General features: G+C 53.9%; 15 protein-coding genes. 13 read left to right on the forward strand and 2 right to left on the reverse strand.

Going from position 1 to position 19,529, the window contains the following annotated elements:
* Positions 1-53 precede the first annotated feature (53 nt).
* The 13 genes from VE009_RS06540 to VE009_RS06600 all read left to right on the forward strand — a co-directional run bounded on the left by VE009_RS06540 (position 54) and on the right by VE009_RS06600 (position 17,814).
* On the forward strand, positions 54-269 hold the full coding sequence (locus VE009_RS06540) for a DUF6171 family protein (protein WP_325006686.1): 216 nt from the start codon (positions 54-56) through the stop codon (positions 267-269).
* On the forward strand, positions 270-1,889 hold the full coding sequence (locus VE009_RS06545; RefSeq protein ID WP_325006578.1) for a glycoside hydrolase family 43 protein: 1,620 nt from the start codon (positions 270-272) through the stop codon (positions 1,887-1,889).
* A 192-nt stretch (positions 1,890-2,081) separates the two neighbouring features.
* A complete protein-coding gene (locus VE009_RS06550) occupies positions 2,082-3,818 on the forward strand; it encodes a sensor histidine kinase (RefSeq protein WP_325006579.1) in 1,737 nt (578 codons plus the stop codon).
* A 12-nt stretch (positions 3,819-3,830) separates the two neighbouring features.
* Complete coding sequence (locus tag VE009_RS06555) at positions 3,831-5,429, forward strand: response regulator (protein ID WP_325006580.1); 1,599 nt, start codon at positions 3,831-3,833, stop codon at positions 5,427-5,429.
* A gap of 95 nt (positions 5,430-5,524) precedes the next feature.
* Positions 5,525-7,066 carry an ABC transporter substrate-binding protein gene (locus VE009_RS06560; protein ID WP_325006581.1) on the forward strand — a complete coding sequence of 514 codons (1,542 nt, stop codon included), beginning with the start codon at positions 5,525-5,527 and terminating at the stop codon, positions 7,064-7,066.
* A gap of 72 nt (positions 7,067-7,138) precedes the next feature.
* A complete protein-coding gene (locus VE009_RS06565; RefSeq protein WP_325006582.1) occupies positions 7,139-8,071 on the forward strand; it encodes an ABC transporter permease in 933 nt (310 codons plus the stop codon).
* 13 nt (positions 8,072-8,084) lie between these two features.
* A complete protein-coding gene (locus VE009_RS06570) occupies positions 8,085-8,981 on the forward strand; it encodes a carbohydrate ABC transporter permease (protein WP_325006583.1) in 897 nt (298 codons plus the stop codon).
* A 54-nt stretch (positions 8,982-9,035) separates the two neighbouring features.
* Positions 9,036-10,334, forward strand: a complete 1,299-nt coding sequence (locus tag VE009_RS06575) for a prolyl oligopeptidase family serine peptidase (RefSeq protein ID WP_325006584.1) — start codon at positions 9,036-9,038, stop codon at positions 10,332-10,334.
* A gap of 42 nt (positions 10,335-10,376) precedes the next feature.
* Positions 10,377-11,318 (forward strand): fumarylacetoacetate hydrolase family protein, encoded by a 942-nt coding sequence (locus VE009_RS06580; protein WP_325006585.1) that lies wholly within the window; start codon positions 10,377-10,379, stop codon positions 11,316-11,318.
* A gap of 2 nt (positions 11,319-11,320) precedes the next feature.
* Complete coding sequence (locus tag VE009_RS06585) at positions 11,321-11,815, forward strand: DinB family protein (RefSeq protein ID WP_325006586.1); 495 nt, start codon at positions 11,321-11,323, stop codon at positions 11,813-11,815.
* Positions 11,816-11,830: 15 nt separating this feature from the next.
* Positions 11,831-12,943, forward strand: coding sequence for a cupin domain-containing protein (locus VE009_RS06590; protein ID WP_325006587.1), 1,113 nt, complete (start codon positions 11,831-11,833; stop codon positions 12,941-12,943).
* Between the two features lie 78 nt (positions 12,944-13,021).
* Complete coding sequence (locus VE009_RS06595; protein ID WP_325006588.1) at positions 13,022-15,421, forward strand: glycoside hydrolase family 3 N-terminal domain-containing protein; 2,400 nt, start codon at positions 13,022-13,024, stop codon at positions 15,419-15,421.
* A 245-nt stretch (positions 15,422-15,666) separates the two neighbouring features.
* The gene (locus VE009_RS06600) at positions 15,667-17,814 is read left to right on the forward strand and encodes a hypothetical protein (RefSeq protein ID WP_325006589.1); all 2,148 of its coding nucleotides are present in this window, start codon (positions 15,667-15,669) and stop codon (positions 17,812-17,814) included.
* A gap of 56 nt (positions 17,815-17,870) precedes the next feature.
* On the opposite strand, the gene VE009_RS06605 is transcribed toward VE009_RS06600, so the two are convergent.
* A complete protein-coding gene (locus VE009_RS06605; protein ID WP_325006590.1) occupies positions 17,871-18,602 on the reverse strand; it encodes a class I SAM-dependent methyltransferase in 732 nt (243 codons plus the stop codon).
* Between the two features lie 16 nt (positions 18,603-18,618).
* Positions 18,619-19,452 (reverse strand): AraC family transcriptional regulator, encoded by an 834-nt coding sequence (locus VE009_RS06610; RefSeq protein ID WP_325006591.1) that lies wholly within the window; start codon positions 19,450-19,452, stop codon positions 18,619-18,621.
* Positions 19,453-19,529: the final 77 nt, after the last annotated feature.

The following is a 19,529-nucleotide window of genomic DNA, read 5'->3' on the forward strand; positions in this document are numbered from 1 at the left end:
GCTCGGCTGACGTGCGGGTACCGCGCAGCCAAATCGACCGGCTGCTCGGGTCGATGGCCGGCAAGGGCTTCGGGCTCGTCGACGACTACACGTATGCCGGCCGGCTTGCGGCGTGCCGAGCTTGCCCGGCGCTTGAATATGATACGACGTGCATGCACTGCGGATGCCTGGTCGAGATTCGAGCGAAGCTCGGGAATAAGGACTGTCCGCATCCGGGAGGGTCCAGGTGGAAGGTTAACAAACTCAATTTTCGTGTGGGGGCGAGGTAGATGACTAGGATAGTCAATCCGATCCTTAGGGGTTTTAATCCGGACCCGTCAATTCTCCGCGTAGGTGACGACTATTATATCGCCACCTCGACGTTTGAATGGTTTCCAGGCGTTCAAATTCACCATTCTCGCGACCTATGTAATTGGCGTCTGTTGACGCATCCGCTCACACGCAAAAGCCAGCTGGATATGATCGGAAACCCCAGTTCAGGAGGGATATGGGCGCCTTGCCTAAGTTATAGCGACGGGATGTTTTACCTGGTGTACACCGATGTGAAAAGTCATTTAGGGCCTTTCAAAGACACCCATAATTACTTGGTAACCGCCGCAGACATTTTGGGGCCTTGGTCGGAGCCGGTTTACCTGAACAGCAGCGGATTTGATCCGTCACTGTTCCATGACGATGACGGGCGTAAGTGGCTGCTTAATATGGTTTGGGATCACCGGAAAGGCCGAAATCGTTTCGGCGGTATACTGATACAGGAATACGATCCGGGAAAGCAAAAGCTAATTGGACCGATCCATAATATTTTCCGCGGCACGTCACTTGGTTTGACGGAAGGTCCCCATCTTTACAAACGCGGAGGCTACTATTATTTGCTGACTGCGGAAGGGGGGACACGTTGGAATCATGCGGTGACGATGGCGCGGTCAAGGACGCTTCTGGGACCATATGAAGTCGATCCTATGAACCCTATTCTCACTTCCAAAGACAACGCCGATCTGCCGTTACAGCGGGCAGGTCATGCAGACTTGGTAGAGACCCCCAATGGCGAGTGGTATATGGTGCATCTGTGCGGCCGTCCGCTGACCTCATCGCGAATGTGCAACCTTGGACGCGAGACCGCCATTCAGAAGGTCGAGTGGACGCCGGAAGGCTGGCTGAGGCTGGCAGGCGGCGGGAACGAGCCGCGCACCGAGGTCGACGGACCTACATTGCCGGAGCATCCGTTCGACGAACCCGTCCATGGAACCGGAGTCGATCACTTCGACGAACAGTCTCTCGGGATTCATTGGAATACACTGCGCGAGCCTGCCGATGAGACCTGGCTGTCGTTGCGGGAAAGACCTGGCTTCCTGCGGCTTCGCGGCAGGGAATCGTTCTCCTCCATGCACGGCCAGAGCCTTGTCGCGCGCCGTCAGCAGTCGTTCGTCGCCGAGGCCGAAACCGTGGTCGAGTTCGAGCCCGAAACCTATCAGCAAATGGCCGGCCTCGTGTACTATTATAACGCGAAGAACTGGTATTATCTTCGAGTCAGCCGTGACGAGTCGCTCGGCAAAAGCTTAACACTGATGGTGAGCGATCAAGGCCAATACGATGAGCCGCTAGAGCGTGAGGTTTCCGTCGAAGGCTGGCAGCGCGTGTACCTGAAACTGACGCTTGAGCACGAACGGGCGCAATTTCTTTACTCCGCTGATGGTCATGCATGGACGGCTATCGGACCTATACTGGACGCCGGACGAATGTCCGATGAGAACGCTGAAGCGAAGCGCGGAGGCTTTCTGCTGGATCAAGGTTTCACCGGCGCCTTCGTCGGCGTTTGCGTACAGGATTTAAGCGGTGCCCGGATACCGGCAGACTTCGATTATTTTGCTTACCGCGAGGAGAAAATTATCTGATTTGGAGAACTACGACCCGGAGAGACGCTATGGAATAGCGGCCTCTCGCGGGTCGTTTTTCATGAAGAAGGTCAATGGTAGAAATCAGCACAGGAAGAAGTCGAAGATTCGCTAGCGGAAATGAAAACCCTATCATATCATGAGTAGAATGAGAAACCTATGTTCTCTCGGTACTGATGAGGAGGATTTTACATGCGAAAGCTTTTCCACTCCCTGAACTCGATCCGATTCAAATTGGTGGCGAGCGGTTTGCTGGTCACCGTGCCGCTCATCGTTCTCCTATTCTATAACAATTATTACGCGATTCACGTCGTCCGCGACCAAGTCGCGAATTCGAACAAAAACATGATGTCGCTATACATGCGGGAGATCGATAACGGGCTGGAGGACGTAGACCGATACTTGATGTCCCTTGTTTCTTCGGATATTGATGTGCAAATCTTGGATATGCCTCAAAATTCGGATGAATACATCATGTCGAAATTAAGAATGTCGGAAAAATTAACAAACAACCTCTTGATCTACAAGACGGACGCGTTTTTCGTATACTCGATTCCCGACGACGATTTGATGGACATTGTGGACGGACGAATCGACTTGACCGAGAAAGAAACCATTCGAAAATTTATTCGGGACGGAGCGCGTTCGAATCCGGAAGGGACCGGGGCTCGTAACCTGGGGTGGTTTACCGCGAATATCGACGGCCAGTTTTATCTCATGCGTACGATGCGAGTAGGGGATACGCTTGTCGGGGCGTGGGTCAAAGCCGATACGTTGATGCTGCCGCTCTCGTTGATTCATTTCGGCGAAAACGGCGGTTCCTTGCTGTTAAGCGAAACCGGCGAAGTGATGATCCAAACGAATCGAGTAAATACGGAAGGGATTTCGTTCCACAAAGACATGGACAACCATTATCTTGTGGGGGGGAGCGAGCGCTATCTCGTGGTCGGAGAACGATCCCGCGTCGGGAACTTCAGCCTCGTGGCGCTCATTCCGAATTCCGTCATTCTTCAAAATTTGCCTTACTTGAACAAAGTGGTGTTTATCATTTCCGCCTTGGGCTTTATTTTGCTGCCGGGGTATCTGATCTTCTTAAGGAGAACGCTGCTCATCCCTCTACGGAAAATCGAATCCGTCATGAAGCGAATCGGGGAGGGGAACGTGAAGTTCCGCGTCGAGCCGTACCCGACGTCGAATGAATTCATGCTGGTGAACAAGACATTCAATCGGATGATGGCTCAAATCGAAGAGCTGAAAATCAGCGTTTACGAAGAGCAATTGAGCAAGCATAAAGCGGAGCTTCAGCATTTGCAATTGCAAATCAAACCCCACTTTTTCATGAATACGCTTTCGATCATCTACAACCTAGCTTTGGCGAAAAACTACGAGAACATCAAGGAAATGAGCCTGCTGCTCGTAAAATATTTCCGGTACATGTTCCGAAGCAACCTCACGTTCGTCCCGTTGATGGAAGAGTTGGACCATGTCCGCAACTACGCTAGGATCCACGAGCTGCGCTTTCAACAGGACTTGCAATGCGAAATGCTTCTTCCCGAAGAATTGGACAAGATCCACGTTCCTCCGCTGTTGATTCAGACGTTTGTCGAAAATGCCATGAAGCACGCCGTTTCGCTGGATCATTCGCTCCGGATCGCCATCGAGATTCGAACGGAAAATTCGGGACAAGAATCTTATATCCAAATCGCGATTCGGGATAACGGCAAAGGCTTCAAAGAAGAGGTCCTGCGCGAGCTGCGCCACGGCAACCGGATCGTCGACGAGCAAGGGGAGCATATCGGGATCTGGAACGTGTGGCATCGCATGCGCCTACTTTACGGAGATAAAGCTCGGCTTGCTTTTTCCAACGCGCTGCCGCAAGGGGCCGTCGTGGAAATCAGCTTGCCTTTGCAATTAGAAACGGAAGCTTAAGGGGGAACGGCAATGACTCGATTGCTGATCGTGGACGATGAACCGTTCATCGTGAATGGCCTGAAGACCGCGGTGGATTGGGGGAACATCGGGGTCTCCGCCGTGCTGACGGCGAATAACGCTAGACAGGCGAAAGAAGTGTTCAACGACCGTAAACCGGACATTATGATTTGCGATATTGAAATGCCGGAAGAAAGCGGATTGGACCTGCTGGCCTGGGTGAAGGAGCATTTCCCTTCGACGGAGTCGATTTTCCTAACTTGTCATGCCGATTTTTCCTTTGCTCGTAAAGCTATCGAATTGGGCAGCTCGGATTACATTCTGAAGCCCGTGCCGCCCGAAACATTGGAATCGGCCGTTCTGAAGGTGATGGAGAAAATTCGCAAGCAGAACCGGTTGGCGGAACAAAGCCAATCTTGGGTACAGCATCATCCGCTGTTCATCGAACGATTCTGGCTTGATTTGGTGCAGCTCGTCGTCCCTCCGACCGAGGCGGCGGCGCGCCAGGTTATCAAGGAACGGAAAATTCCTTTCGACGAGGACATGCGGGTTTGGCCGGTGCTCATTCACGTTCAGAGATGGCATAAGAAGATCCTGCAGCGCGACGAGAAAATTTTGGAGTATGCGCTCAAGAACGTCGCCGAAGAGAAGCTCCGCGATCTGGGCGCGAAGGTGAACGTCATCACGCTGGAAAGCCGTAAAATGTTGGCCTTGATCGAAGTGAAGCCGGATTCTCCCATTCGCCGGGAACAGTTACGAGATTTGTTCGAGTCGTACATCCAATCTTGCCGACCTTACTTCTACTGCGATATCTCGTGCTACGTCGGCAACATCTCGCCTATTCACGAAATTGCGAAACAGACGAAACAGCTCCTTACGTTGCAGGCCAATAATGTCGCTTACAACAATCATGTTTTCCTAGAAGATCATCCGTCCGAACAGCTCGGCACGATCCCCATGCCGGACATGAAAATCTGGTATGTCATGCTCGCCAAGGGTTCGAAGACGGGGCTCATTTCCGAAGCGGAGCAATACTTGAACGCGCTGAAAAACCGCTCGGGATGCGATGCGCGGTCGCTCAGTCATTTTCATCAAAATTTCTTGCAAATCCTATACACGTTCTTGCAGCAAAAAAATATCGAAGCTCGGCAGTTGTTTCATGACGCCACGTCCGCCGAATTGTCCGATCGAGCCATGCATTCCATCTCGGATATGCTGCAATGGGTCAAACACGTAACGGATAAAGCCATCGGTCAGGTCCAAGAAATCGAACAGTCGCACTCCGTCGTGGAGAAAGCGCGCCGTTACATCGAAAGCCGTCTGGACCAAGAGTTGAGCCGGGAAGCGTTGGCGTCCCAATTTTATTTGAACCCCGATTACATGGATCGCTTGTTCAAGAAAGAAACGGGAATGTCCATGAAAGAGTATATGCTGAACGAACGGCTTCGCATCTCGGCGGAATTGCTTCAGAAAACCGATTTGCCCGTCACGGAAATCGCCATGCAAGTCGGGTATACGAGTCTTTCCGCATTTACGCGACTATTCAAGAAACATACCGATCTCAACCCGAGCGACTACCGTCAGAAGCACAAAGCGGGCAGGTCGAAGTAAGGCAAACGAAAGGTCGAGTTCGGGTGAGCGGGACTCTCCCTTCGAATCTTATAATCGAACTAGAAACACAACATACCTGATCAAGGGGGAGTACCGTGAAAGCGTTTAAAAAGAGATGGTTGTTTGGACTTATCGCTGGTCTAACCGCGCTGACCGCCTGCACTTCCGGCAATTCGTCGTCGTCCGACACGAGCGGTTCGAGTTCGCCAGCCGCTGGCATCGAGTCGGAGCAGCCGTCGGCGGCTCCGGAAGAAACTTATGAGCTGAACATGGCCTTCCCGATCTTCGGCCCCGTACCCGCGAATATGCCGGACGTGGAGCAAGCGATCAGCGAGATCACGAAACAAAAAATCAACGCGACCGTCAAGCTGACGCCGATCAGCATTGGCGCCTGGGCCCAGCAATCTAATCTGATGCTGACGAGCGGGGAAAAGGTGGACCTGATTCTCGTGCTCGGGCGCGATTTAACCTCGTTGGTTGCCAAGGGACAGCTGCATGAACTGGACGCCTTGCTGAACGATCACGGCAAAGAGCTCACGGCAGCGTTCGATCCGCAGTACTTGAAAGCGACCATGGTCGGCGGCAGCACGTACGCCGTGCCTTCGTTAAGAGAAATGGCGGTCGATTATGGATTGTCCATCCTGAAAAGTTATGTAGACAAATACAATATCGATCCGGCTTCTATTAAAACGCTGGACGATTTGGACGGCATGTTCCAAACAATCAAAGCAGGCGAGCCGAACCTGCCGGCCATTCTCGTGCCGCAGTCGGTCGGCATCTCCTTCCTGGACAGCTACAGATGGTTCGACCCGCTGGGAGACGGCATCGGCGTGCTGCCGAATTTCGACGGCGGCTTGACGGTCGCCAACCTCTACGAAACGCCGGAATACGCGGCATTCGTGAAGAAGATGCGCGAATGGTATCAGGCGGGATATATCATGAAGGATGCCGCGACGACCAAGGATAACGGCAACGCATTGATCAATGCAGGCAAAGGGATCGCTCGCTTCTCGAACTTGAAGCCGGGATACGAAAGACAGGCAGCGATCGAGTACGGAGAACCTGCGACCGTCATTCGGATGACGAAAGTGTACGCGACCACTTCGACGGTCGCCGGTATTAACTGGGGCATTCCGCACAGCGCGGAGAAGCCGGACAAATCGATGCAGTTCCTGAACCTCCTGTACTCCGACAAAGAGATTATCAACCTGCTCGATTGGGGCATCGAAGGCAAAGATTACGTGAAAAAGTCCGACAATATTATCGCTTATCCGGAAGGCGTCACCGCCGAGACCGTCGTCTACAACCTGAATCAGGGCTGGATGTTCGGCAATCAGCTGCTGTCCTACATCTTCGAAGGCGAAGACCCGGATCTGTGGAAGAAGATGGAGGAGCATAACGCAAGCGCCATCAAATCTCCGGCACTCGGTTTTACGTTCGACCCGAGTCCGGTGAAAACGGAATTCGCCGCGGTCACGAACGTCATTAACCAATACAAGCTTCCGCTCGAGACAGGAAGCGTGGATCCGGACAAAATGCTGCCGGAGTTTATCAACAAGCTGAAAACTTCCGGCATCGACAAAGTCATCGCCGAGAAGCAGAAGCAGTTGGATGAGTGGAAGGCACAAAACCAATAAGCAAGCGTGAACGGCCCGGTCGGTTCGCCGACCGGGCCGTAACTACAAAAGAGAAGCGAGGAGGGAGTCAGGGTGGGGAATGCTGCGGTTCGAAAGCGCTGGCTGATCCTGAAATCGTTCGCGCCGCTGTATTTGCTGACGATTCCGGGATTGCTGTATTTGCTCATTAACAATTACCTTCCCATGTTCGGTTTAGTGATCGCCTTCAAAGACGTCAATTTCAGCAAAGGGATTTTCGCCAGCGACTGGATCGGGTTTCGAAATTTCGAATACTTGTTTCGGTCCAGCGACGCCTACATTATTACTCGCAACACGATTCTTTATAACGCTGTGTTTATATTGCTAAATCTCGTCGTAGCGGTAGGCGTCGCCATTCTTCTGAACGAAATCAAAAACAAGCTGATGGCTCGATTTTACCAAAGCGTCGTTCTCTTGCCGTATCTAATCTCGATGGTCATCGTGAGCTACCTCGGTTACGCATTTCTTAGCATGGACAACGGCTTTATGAATAAGACGGTGCTTCCTTTCTTTGGGATGGAAGGGGTTTCGTGGTATAACGAGGCTGCGTATTGGCCTTACATCCTAACCTTCGTTCACACTTGGAAAGGTGCAGGATTCCTATGCGTGGTTTATTTGGCGGCCATCATCGGCATCGATCAGGAATATTACGAGGCCGCGACGTTGGACGGGGCGTCCAAATGGCAGCAAATCCGCTTCATCACGATTCCGTTAATTACGCCGGTCATCATCATGATGACGCTGCTCGCGATCGGACGAATTTTTTACTCGGACTTCGGTTTGTTTTACCAAGTTCCAATGGATTCGGGTTCGCTGTTTAACGTAACGAACGTGATCGACACGTACGTTTATAGGGGATTGATTCAGCTGGGAGACATCGGCATGTCTTCGGCGGCAGGCATGTACCAGTCGCTGGTCGGTTTCGTCCTCGTCTTGTTCTCCAATTATGTCGTACGCAAAATCAACCGGGAGAATGCGCTCTTCTAAGGAGGTTCCGCAGATGAATCATAACAGCGAGACAAGAGCATGGCAGTGGGCGGGGCATTCCGTTCTCCTCTTGTATTCGGCGGCATGTGTGCTTCCATTCCTGCTGCTGTTCATGTCTTCCATATCGGACGAGAACACGATCATGCAGAACGGTTATTCCTTTCTGCCGGAGAAGTACAGCTTGGACGCGTACCGTTATTTATGGAATGAATCGACGGATATATTCCGAGCATACGGGATTACGATTCTCATTACGGTGGTAGGGACTGCGGTCAGTCTGGCCATCACGTCCATGCTCGCTTACCCGATCTCGAGAAGAGATCTGCCCTACCGTAACCCGCTTGCTTTCTACGTGTTCTTCACGATGTTGTTTAACGGCGGACTCGTTCCGACGTATTACATCTACACCCAGGTGTTCGACCTGAAAAATACGCTGGGGGCGCTGCTCATACCGGGGCTGCTGATGAACGGCTTTAATGTGCTGCTGATGAGGACGTTCTTCATGACGACGATCCCTCCGGCCATTCTGGAATCGGCGAAAATCGACGGCGCCGGAGAAATCCGAATTTTTTACAAGATCGTGCTGCCGCTGTCGCTTCCGATCTTGGCGACGATCGGGCTGTTCCAGGCCATCGCCTATTGGAACGACTGGTTTAACGGTTTGATTTACATTACGAATCCGAAGCTGTTCAGCCTGCAAAATATTTTGAACCGCATTATGACGGATATCCAGTTTTTGTCGACGGATCCGTCGCTCAGCGCGCGAGCCTCCGGTTCGATGATGAATTTGCCGTCGGCTACGTTCCGGATGGCGATCGTGGTGATCGGGGTCATCCCGATTTTGCTCGCGTATCCGTTCTTTCAGAAGTATTTCGTCAAGGGGATCACGATCGGAGCAGTGAAAGGCTGACGCTTGCATGCGAGAGTGCCGGAACAGAAATCTAATGTCGCGGGAGGAATGGCAATGGGTAAACATTACTACACGATTACCGAAGTTACGGATTTGGGGCCGTTCGTGTCAAAACTCGTGCTGCCGATGCCGGCAATCGTGAAGGCCGAAGCGGTGAAGCCGGAATGCTTTAACGTCTACGCGGAGCGGAAGGATCGGAAGGGAAATATCTTGATGCTTCCGAAGAGCTGGTCGGAGCGGGATGTGCTGAAGCCGAACAAGGGCTATTGCGTGGTGAAAGACGCGTACCCATCCACGGAGGATGGCGAACGAACGGAAGAAGGGGAATTCGTTACCTTGGAAGTAAAGATGCAGCCGTTCGGCATCACCTCCCGGATCGCCTCGTCGAAGGGGCTGTATGGAATGAACGAGTTTGTCATCAACGATTTCCGGATTACCCAAACCGCTGAGATTCCGGCGGGAGGGGAGTCGTTGACTGGATTGGTGTTCGACCGATGCGCGGGGGACACGATGAAGCAAACGGAGAAGTTCTTGCACGGGATTTCCTCCTATAAGGAATTGCCGCTACGGTATGGCTACTTCGTGCCGCAGACGGGCGACGGCAAGCGGCCGCTCCTCATCTGGCTGCATGGAGGCGGAGAAGGCGGACAAGATCCGGCGATCGCTTATGCAGGCAATAAGGTGGTGAATCTGGCCGGCGACGAAATGCAAGCCAAGTTCGGCGGAGCTTACGTATTGGCGCCGCAGTCGCCGACCTTCTGGATGGACGACGGCAGCGGAACGTACGGCAGAAGCGGCAAGTCCAAGTATGGGAAAGCATTGAAAGCGCTGATCGACGAATTTATTGCGAACAACGACGCGGCGATCGACACGTCCCGAATCTATATCGGCGGCTGCTCCAACGGCGGATTCATGACGATGCGGATGGTGCTGGATTATCCGAACTTTTTCGCCGCGGCTTATCCGGTCTGCGAAGCGTTGTACGATGAGACGATCAGCGACGCGGAACTCCAGGCGATCGCGCATATGCCGATTTGGTTCGTGCATGCCAAGGATGACGAGATCGTGAAACCGGAAGAAACCGCGGTGCCGACCTACGAGCGCCTCATTCAGGCGGGAGCGAAGAACGTGCATTTCACGTTGTACGACAACGTGAAGGATCTTCATGGCCTGTTTACGGAGGAGTCGGAAGAACCGTATACGTACAATGGACATTTCACTTGGATCTACGCCTTGAACGACGACTGCCGCCTGGATTACGACGGGAAGCCTGTCACGGTCGACGGGGAGGAAGTGTCGCTGATGGCATGGCTGGCGAAGCAGAGGCTCGAAACGAGGGTTATTGCGGGGTAATCGAACATGGTTTGCTAAAACGACGGATCGGAGCGGAAAACGATGAAATTAATCAGTTATCGTTACGAAGGGCATACCCGAATCGGCATCATCCAGGAAGAACAAGTGATCGATCTCCATTACGCTTACCGCACGATGCTGGAAGCGGAAGGCGCGATTCGCGCCGCCCACATCGCGGAGGCGTTCGTGCCTGCGAATATGACCGAATTTTTGCAGGGCGGGGAGCAAAGCATGAAGCTTGCTCGGCAGGCCGTCGATTTTATCCGAACGTATAACGGGTCCGTGAAATATAAAACGGTTCATGCAGTATGTGAGGTGAAAATCGAAGCGCCGGTTCCGAACCCCGGGAAAATGATCTGCGTCGGTCACAACTACCGCGAGCACATTTTGGAAATGGGACGCGGTTTGCCGGAATTCCCGGTCGTCTTCGCCAAGTTCGCCAACACGATCGTCGGACCGCAAGACGATATTCCGTTCTACCCGATATCCGAGCAACTGGACTACGAAGCGGAATTCGCCTTCGTGATCGGCAGGCGCGCTCGGAACGTCGCTCAAGTGGACGCGCTGCAATATGTGGCCGGGTACACGATCGTCAACGATGTCACGTACCGGGATATTCAGCGCAGGACGCTGCAGTGGCTCCAGGGCAAAACCGTCGAAGGCAGCGCGCCGATGGGGCCGTGGCTGGTAACGTCCGACGAGCTTAAGGACCCTGCGGGGCTGGACGTCGTGCTAACCGTCAACGGCGAGGAGCGCCAACGCTCCAATACCGCCAACCTTGTGTTCAGCGTGCCGTACTTGGTTGAATTCCTCTCCGGCTTGATGACGCTCGAACCGGGCGACATCGTTCTGACCGGAACGCCGGGCGGCGTCGGCGTGGCGCGCGATCCGCAAGTATTTCTGAAAGACGGCGATGTCGTGCGGATCGAGATCGACGGAATCGGCGCGCTCGAGAACAAAGTAAGAAAGATGGAGGGAGTCTAATCATGTCCGTGAAAGATTCGATCCTCTCCATTCAGCAAACGACGGATCAAATCGTTCGAACTTGCGAGCGATTGCCCCAGGAAGTGCTGCTATGGAAACCTTCAGAAGAAAAATGGTCGGTCATGGAAGTGTTGTGCCATGTGGAAGAGGTCGTTCCGTATTGGCTCGCAGAACTGCAGGAGACGATTGAGTCGCCGCAAAGATCGTGGGGCAGGGGGCTGCAGCACGAGGGAAGACTCGCGGCCGTGGCGGTCGCTCATGAACGGAACGCGTCGGAAGTGCTTCGAAATATAACGAATTCGAAACGGCAGGTGGAAGACGTCCTCGGCGCCATCAGCGAAGATGAGCTGGGGATCGAGGCGGAAAGCCGCAACCCGCGGTTCGGCACGAAGCCGCTGTCTTTCATCGTCGAGCATCTGCTTAAGGAGCATCTGGTTACGCATTACCAACAGATCATGCGCAATATCGAAGCTGCCAAGGGAGCTACCCACGACTAAAGGAGGTGCGGACGATTGGCGGAGCACAACGATTTTTTCCAAAGCCAGACGGTGAAAGATTTTAACCGCGAAATCGCAAAGTACAACCTTGGTCCGCTATGGGACGCTATTCCGTTGTTAATGCATAAGCAGCCGACGCCGCAAGCCGAAGCGTACTTGTGGAAATGGGAGGCGGTAGCGGCGAAGCTGATGGAGGCGCGGGAGATTTTCACGCCCGAGCGCGGCGGGGAACGTCGTGCGATCTACTTCCAGAATCCCGGACTTGCGCACCGTCAGCCGAGCGGCTGGGCTTCTACGACGCAAACGTTGTACGCCGCCGTGCAGCTGCTGCTTCCGGGCGAAACCGCGCCGTCGCATCGCCACACGCAGAGCGCGCTTCGGTTCATCATGCAAGGCGAAGGCGCGTATTCCATCGTGCAGGGCGAGCGTCACTTCATGGAAGAAGGAGACTTCCTGACGACGCCGAAGGGGCTCTGGCACGGCCATGCCCATCCGGGAGATCGACCGATGATCTGGTTGGATTGCCTCGATATCCCGACGATCTACGCGATTGGGGGAACGTTCTTCGAAGGGCATCCGGATCGCATCGAGCAGCCTGAAATCCCGGATCTCTACAGCCCATCGCGATACGAAGGCGGAATGGTCCGTCCGATCGGAGACCGCGAGCCGAAGATCGCTCCGGTAGGCTCCTACAAGTGGAAGCAAACGCTGGCCGCATTGCAAGGGATGAGCCGCTTCGAGCCGGACGCCTTCGACGGTTACGCCGTAGAATTCATCAATCCTTCGACAGGCAAAACGGCCAACCCGAATATCGCGGCTTGGATGCATATGCTTCCGGCGGGCTTTCGTTCCAAGGCTCATCGGCATACGAGTTCGACGATTTATCAAGTATTCAAAGGATCAGGGTATTCCGTCGTCAACGGCATTCGATTCGACTGGTCGCAAGGCGACGTCTTCGTCGTGCCGAACTGGGCGTGGCATGAGCATGCCGCATCCGAAGACGCTTATTTGTTCTCCGCCAGCGACTTGCCGATTATGGAGAAGTTCGAGCTGGAACGCCGGGAAGCTTATGAGACGGACCAGGGTCATCAGCGCGTGACGGGCGAATTCATCCCCGTCTTGCCATAAACGGATTTCCAACGAGCCGCGGCCGTAAGAAGCTGCGGCTTGTATTGTATTGCGCGATGAAAAGGAGAGTGCGGGAAGGTGTCGAGAAACTACCCTTACCTAAATAAAGAGCTATCGGTCGAGGAACGTACAGCCGACTTGTTGTCCAGAATGACGCTAAAGGAGAAAATCGCTCAACTCGGGTGCGCGTTTTGGAATTCGCGCCTGCCCGAGGAACAACAGCAGCTTATGTTAAGCGACGGAATCGGTCAAATTTCCGCCCTTCTTTTCGGAGGCATGGGCAGCAGCGTGCAAGAGGCGGCTCAAGCGATCGCCGGGATCCAACAACGATTAATCGAACAAACCCGATTAGGCATTCCGGCGATCATCCATGGGGAAGCGTTATCCGGGGCGCTGCTTCCCGGCGCGGACAATTTCCCGTTGGCCATCGGGCTGGGCGCCGCCTGGAATCCGGATTCCATCGAGGCGATGGCCGAAGTGATCCGCAAGCAATTTCGCGCCGTCGGGATCGCGCAAGCCCTTTCGCCGGTGTTGGACGTAGGCCGCGATCCGAGATGGGGGCGCATCGGCGAAACGTACGGGGAAGATCCGACGTTAATTTCGAGCCTTGGGGTTGCCTTCGTACGCGGATTGCAAGGGGACACCTTGAGTGAAGGCGTCGCTGCGACCGCCAAGCATTTCCTCGGGTACTCGATGACCGAAGGCGCGCTGAACATGACCGAGGAGCACATCCCGCCGAGAACGCTTCGCGAGGTGTATGCGAGACCTTTCGAAGCGGTCATTCGGAAAGCCGATCTGGCGTCGGTCATGAATTCCTATAGCTCTTTAGATGGGGAGCCTATTATTTCATCCAGGGCGATTCTGACGGACTTGCTTCGGGGCGAGCTCGGTTTCCGGGGACTTACCGTAACCGACTACAGGTCCATCGATAAACTGGTCGATTCGTTCAAGACGGCCAAGGATATGAGGGAAGCGGGTGTACAGGCCATGAAAGCCGGCATGGACATGGAGCTTCCGAGTACGCTCGCATACGGCGCTCCGCTGCTCGAGGCGGTCGAAGCCGGCGATGTCGATCGGGAATGGATCGACCAAGCGGTTTCAAGAGTACTACAGATGAAATTTATGCTCGGTTTATTCGAACGTCCTTATCCCGATCCGGATCGAATTGAAACCGCCTTTCATCAACCTGAAGATGCGAATCTGTCGCTCGCTGTCGCAAGGCAGTCTATCGTTCTGGTCAAGAACGAAGGAGATTTGCTGCCGTTGAATCCCAGGTACAAGAAGATTGCCGTGATCGGGCCGAATGCTCGCTCCTTGCGAAATCTATTCGGAGGGTATACGCATCCGGCAGCCAAGGAGTTATCGTTCGGTATGGCGAGAATGGCAGGGGTCGAAATTTCCGGCGTTCAAGATCGAACGTACGAGGATCAACTGCATGAGATGGAGTCCGCCTACTTGCCTAAGCTTTATCCGAAGACTTCGACGGTATGGGGCGAGTTGAAGGAGCGGTTGCCGCAGGCGGAAATTACGTACGCCCAAGGCTGCGAACTGATGGGAGACGACCGGTCGGGCTTCGAGGAAGCGGTTCGGCTGGCGCGCGAAGCCGAGGCGGCCATTCTCGTCGTTGGCGGCAAGGATGGGTTCGGACCGCCTTGCACGACGGGCGAAGGGAACGATTCCTCCCACATCGGCCTGTCCGGCGTGCAAGAGGAGCTTGTTCAAGCGATCCATGCCGCCGGAACGCCGATCGTCGTCGTCCACATGAGCGCCCGTCCGCTGGTCAGCCCTTGGATCGCCGCCCACGTTCCGGCCATTGTCGAAGCGTGGCATCCGGGAGAGTCGGGGGGACGCGCCATCGTAGATGTTCTGGTAGGCGACTATAATCCTGGAGGGAAGCTGCCCGTGACCGTGCCGAGAAGCGTCGGGCAGGTCCCGGTGTATTACGCGCATCGCAACGGCAGCGGTTACGAGGGACGTCACATGAGAATGTTCGTCTCGGAGCAAGGGTATGTCAACGAATCGCTGCAGCCGTTGTATCCCTTCGGACACGGGCTGTCCTACACGAAGTTTACTTATTCCGACTTCGAGATTTCCGAGCGGCGGGTGACGACCGACCAGTCGGTTACGATATCATGCCGCGTAACCAACGACGGGCCGCGGGACGGCGACGAGGTCGTACAGGTGTACATCAGCGATCGATGGGCCTCCGTCGTCCGTCCGGTGAAAGAGCTGGCAGGTTTTAAACGGATCCATCTCAAGCGAGGGGAGCAGAAGAGAGTCTCTTTCACCGTCGCCATGAGTCAGCTCTGCTTTTTAAATAAGGACATGAAATGGGTCGTCGAGCCGGGAGAGATGTCGGTCATCATTGGCACTTCCGCAACGGATAGTAGGTTGGAAGGGACATTCGAAATTGTAGGGGACGCTGCTGTCGTTAAAGACGAAACGAAACAGTTTTTCGCCGAGGTGCAAGTAAGCTAGGAAGCGGAGGCGGCGATTTCGGTATTTGGCTGCGGCGAGACGTCGGGACGAGTCCATATCGTTCAGGCGATGTGGACGGGACCGATGCCTGTGGACAGGTCGAACGTGAGCAAGCGAAAGGTCGAGTTTGGGTTAGTCGATTTTTTCGCACAAATTTTATAATTTGGATAGTTTCTCAGCATATGGGAAGGAGGTCTGGACAGTATTTCGAGCCGTACAAACTTTTATGAAGAGGTGATCTGACAATGATTCGAAAGAACAGAGCCTTTGCAAAAGTATTACACGTGCTCCTCATGGTCTCCTTATTCATTCCAAGCGCGGTCCCCGCATTCGCTGCCGATGATTCGGCCGTGCAGAGCGCCGCAGAAGTCTCCGGTCGCATCGATACGGTGAAAGTGGGCCCTATCGGAGATGAAATCGAAGTTTATGTATATGTGCCTGACGCGATTCAACTTGTCGCCTGGACCAATCCGATTCTCTTGGTTTATGGCGACGAAGACTTTACTGCAGAAACCGCCAAACAGGCGGCTGAGGGAAGCGGGCTAGCGGCGCTTGCGGCCAGAGACAACGCCGTAATTACATTTGTAAATTCGAAAGGAGCCGCATGGAGCGCTGCCGATGTCGCTGTTTATAAAGATATCATCGTCGACAAGTATGCGGAAAGACCAGACAATACATGGGAGAACGGGAAGACGGCCGGCGGGAAATATGCCGGATACTTATACCGCATCTACGTTATTGCCGAGGGAAGCGGAGCCGACTTTGTCAGCCAATATCTCGTCGACGACGAGTTGAACCATGCGCTCAGACCCGGTTTTACTTTAAGTATCCCTCCTTCGTCCGTGATGCTGTTTAACACGACGCATGTGCCGACGGCGGCGCAACGGGAATATCCCGCAGTGGTCATCAACGGCAGCGAGGAAGTCAATGCGAAGTATGCGTCCCTTAACAAAGAACATCATGTTCTGTTCGGTACAAGCAGCATTACGGATGGCTTCGACCCAGGCATGATCGCGGCGCACTACAAGAAATTGACGAGCGTCAGAAGGCAGGATTTCGACTGGAAAGGAAACAGCGCAATATACGATATCCCGGACTACGAGGCGCTAGGGGTAGAGATTAATGCCGTTAGACACACTTTGGCGTCCAACAAATCCATTACGTATCTCGAGCATATCCCCCCATCCGTTGATCGAAGTAAAGAGGGCAGCGTTCCGCTTGTCATGCTGTACCATGGCGCAGGGGAAAAAGCCGAATATTTCGATATGCTCTCCGAATGGCCTGCGCTAGGCGCTGAGGCAGGATTCGTAACGGTAACCGTAGATCAGCATCAAACGATTACGAACGATGAAAATATGGAATTGATAAACTCCATCTTAGAGAGACACCCCTTTATCGACCGAACCCGAGTATATGCTTCCGGTTTCTCTATGGGCTCCATGAAAACGTTTCAGCTCGGCACCCAGTTTCCGGAGTTCTTCGCCGGCATTGCTCCGATGAACATTGCCCCGGCCCCGCCCGGAGGACTGATCGATGTAGTTATTCCAACCATCTACATCACAGGAAGCGACGATCCATTCCCCGTGTTCCCGCATCAGAACGGTTCTCTGAACAATGTGGACAGGATGATGGAGCGCATTTTCCAGATGAACGACATCGGCAATTACGTTTACGATGCGAGCGCCGGCAACCCGTGGGGGATCACATTTGATCATGTCGCAGCCGTGAAAGCAGAACAGGGAATAGGCACGATTACCATCAACTCTGTAAAAAGCAACGATGGGAATGTATATACCAAATTTGTGAATACCTCCTACGTAGGACATGCGATTTTCGCCGAGCATGCATCTATTGCCTGGGATTTCCTGAGCCAGTTCAGCAGAAATGAAGACGGCACGGTCTCGCGGCGTCATCAAGTCATGTTCGTCACCGAACCCGCCGAATCGTTGGTTGTTGTGAGCGATCAAAACGGCAATATCGTTGCTCCGGAATCGGACGGCGCCGGATTCGTTTATTTGTTGCCGGAGGGCGTCTACTCTTACACAGTGAAGAGCGACGGTTACGAGGTAAAGACCGGCTCGATGTCAGTTACGCAGGCGGAAACCATCCATGTCAAGCTTGAGCCCGCCATCAAAATCACCTCTGTCGCGCAGAGCAACGGGCAATGGGACGTCCTGTTCGACATTCGTTCCGCGAACGGCAAGGGATATAGCGCCTATATCTCCGAAACCGGCGAGAAAGGCTCGTTCGTTTCGGCAAATGCGAGCTTCAATAGCAAGGGGGCGAATATCAAAAAGCTGGATAACAGCAAAACGTACTTTGTCTACATCGAGTACAGCAACGGCGATCTCTATGAAAGAAGCGCCATTGTGAAATTGATTTCCGCGGAATAGAAATAACAAAAGCAGGCTGCTGTGATGCGGCCTGCTTTTTTTCGGTGAGTTGTAAGTTACATCCGCGGCGTGAATGTTCTCCCTACGATCATGCCGTCTTGGTATCCGTCATCGCCGAAAAAGTCTTTGGCCAGCAGCGAATACAGTTTCGGGTGAACAACGGAGAGCGGTAAAGACGGCTGCCGCCGATATTCCGCTACGAGACGAGGATAACGCGACAATTCCGACTTTTTGACATACACGATCGTATTTTGCGCGTACCACCATTGCACGTTCGGGTTGTCCCAGACGAGCTGGCGGATACAGTCCACGGCCGCGTAGCCGACGCTGCCGAACAGTTCCGCCCAGTAGCTCTGCCACTGTTCGTTCACGTGATGCTTCCCGCCCTGGTACGGGATGGCTGCGGAGAAGAGGACGACCTGCCCGTGTTTCGTCAGGGAGTCCACGTACGTCCTCGCGGCTTGCTCGGGCAGATGCTCGCCGACCTCGAGCGAGATGACGAGGTCGAACGTCCGTCCGAGATCGAACGGTTGGGAGAGGTCCAAGCTCCGGAATTCGTCCGGCGCGATATGCCGCATGCTTTCGTCGATGTATTCGCCGTCGATCCCGAGCACCTCGCGCACCCCTTGCTCTTTGCATACGGCGAGCCAGCCGCCGGTGCCGCAGCCCACGTCCGCTGCGCTCCCCACATCGAGAAGACGGAGCACGATCGGTATAATCTCCTTGGCGGATCGAATGGAACCGTCTTGCTGTGCCGCGAAAAAATGGGCGTCATATTGAGACGACATGGCGAGCCTCCTCTGATTACTCAAATTTGGATGGGGGGACGCGATAATATTTCTTGAACGCTTTGGAGAATGTGAACGGGTCGGGGTACCCAAGAAAGCTGGCGATTTGCTGAACGGTGTATTTCTTTTGGTATAAATAGTCTCTCGCTCGGTTCATTTTAATCTGATAGATGTACTGCCCGGGAGTGATGCCTACGATTTTCTTGAAATACGAGATGAAGTATTTTTCGGATACGCCTGCGATCGCCGCAAGCTCGCTCATTTTGATCGCCGTGTGAAGTCGCTCGTCGACGTACTGGAATACCCGCTGCAGAACGTCGAGACTTCCCCCGGTCTTACGGGACGATTTGCCATGGGCGAAAGTCCCGATATAGGCTCCTTGACCATGGAGCTCGATGATTTTCGCAAGCACGGCCGTCAGGCACGCCTTCATGTATAACCGGTTGCCCTTCGATCGAACGTACGACGCGTCGAACAGGGCGGTTTCCTCCCGTACGAGCTCCCCCGGGACGACGCCCGACAGCTGGAAGTCGTCGAGGATCCGCTGCTGCTGTCCGATGCCGAAATCGAAATGAACGTAAATGAACCGGCAGCCGGAGCCTATGGTCGATGCGATGTACGGAATGCCTGGGTAAAACAAAACGACGTCGCCTGGCCGGGCCGTATGTTCGGTGCCGTGAATCGCGATTTTGACGATCCCGGATTGAATAAACCACAAATCGTAGTCGGCATGCGACTTGTGCTCGACCCAATCCCCGTCGTGCGCGGGATCCATGAACGACTTCATCCGCAGCGCAATCATTTCCGAAAGCTCATTCAAAATGCCGATGTCCGTCGTATTCGTATTCATTTGTTACCTCTACCGGAAGACATTCTAGCTGATATTAGTATATCATCGGCGTTCGATAATAGGGAAAATTCTTACTA

It is taken from the genome of Paenibacillus sp., from assembly GCF_035645195.1.
GTDB lineage: Bacteria > Bacillota > Bacilli > Paenibacillales > YIM-B00363 > Paenibacillus_AE.

Bases quoted from the DNA above. Each gene is read 5' to 3' on its own strand.
- VE009_RS06540 (WP_325006686.1), top strand. From the start codon at position 54: ATGGCCGGCAAGGGCTTCGGGCTCGTCGACGACTACACGTATGCCGGC.
- VE009_RS06545 (WP_325006578.1), top strand. From the start codon at position 270: ATGACTAGGATAGTCAATCCGATCCTTAGGGGTTTTAATCCGGACCCG.
- VE009_RS06550 (WP_325006579.1), top strand. From the start codon at position 2,082: ATGCGAAAGCTTTTCCACTCCCTGAACTCGATCCGATTCAAATTGGTG.
- VE009_RS06555 (WP_325006580.1), top strand. From the start codon at position 3,831: ATGACTCGATTGCTGATCGTGGACGATGAACCGTTCATCGTGAATGGC.
- VE009_RS06570 (WP_325006583.1), top strand. From the start codon at position 8,085: ATGAATCATAACAGCGAGACAAGAGCATGGCAGTGGGCGGGGCATTCC.
- VE009_RS06575 (WP_325006584.1), top strand. From the start codon at position 9,036: ATGGGTAAACATTACTACACGATTACCGAAGTTACGGATTTGGGGCCG.
- VE009_RS06580 (WP_325006585.1), top strand. From the start codon at position 10,377: ATGAAATTAATCAGTTATCGTTACGAAGGGCATACCCGAATCGGCATC.
- VE009_RS06585 (WP_325006586.1), top strand. From the start codon at position 11,321: ATGTCCGTGAAAGATTCGATCCTCTCCATTCAGCAAACGACGGATCAA.
- VE009_RS06600 (WP_325006589.1), top strand. From the start codon at position 15,667: ATGATTCGAAAGAACAGAGCCTTTGCAAAAGTATTACACGTGCTCCTC.
- VE009_RS06605 (WP_325006590.1), bottom strand. From the start codon at position 18,602: ATGTCGTCTCAATATGACGCCCATTTTTTCGCGGCACAGCAAGACGGT.
- VE009_RS06610 (WP_325006591.1), bottom strand. From the start codon at position 19,452: ATGAATACGAATACGACGGACATCGGCATTTTGAATGAGCTTTCGGAA.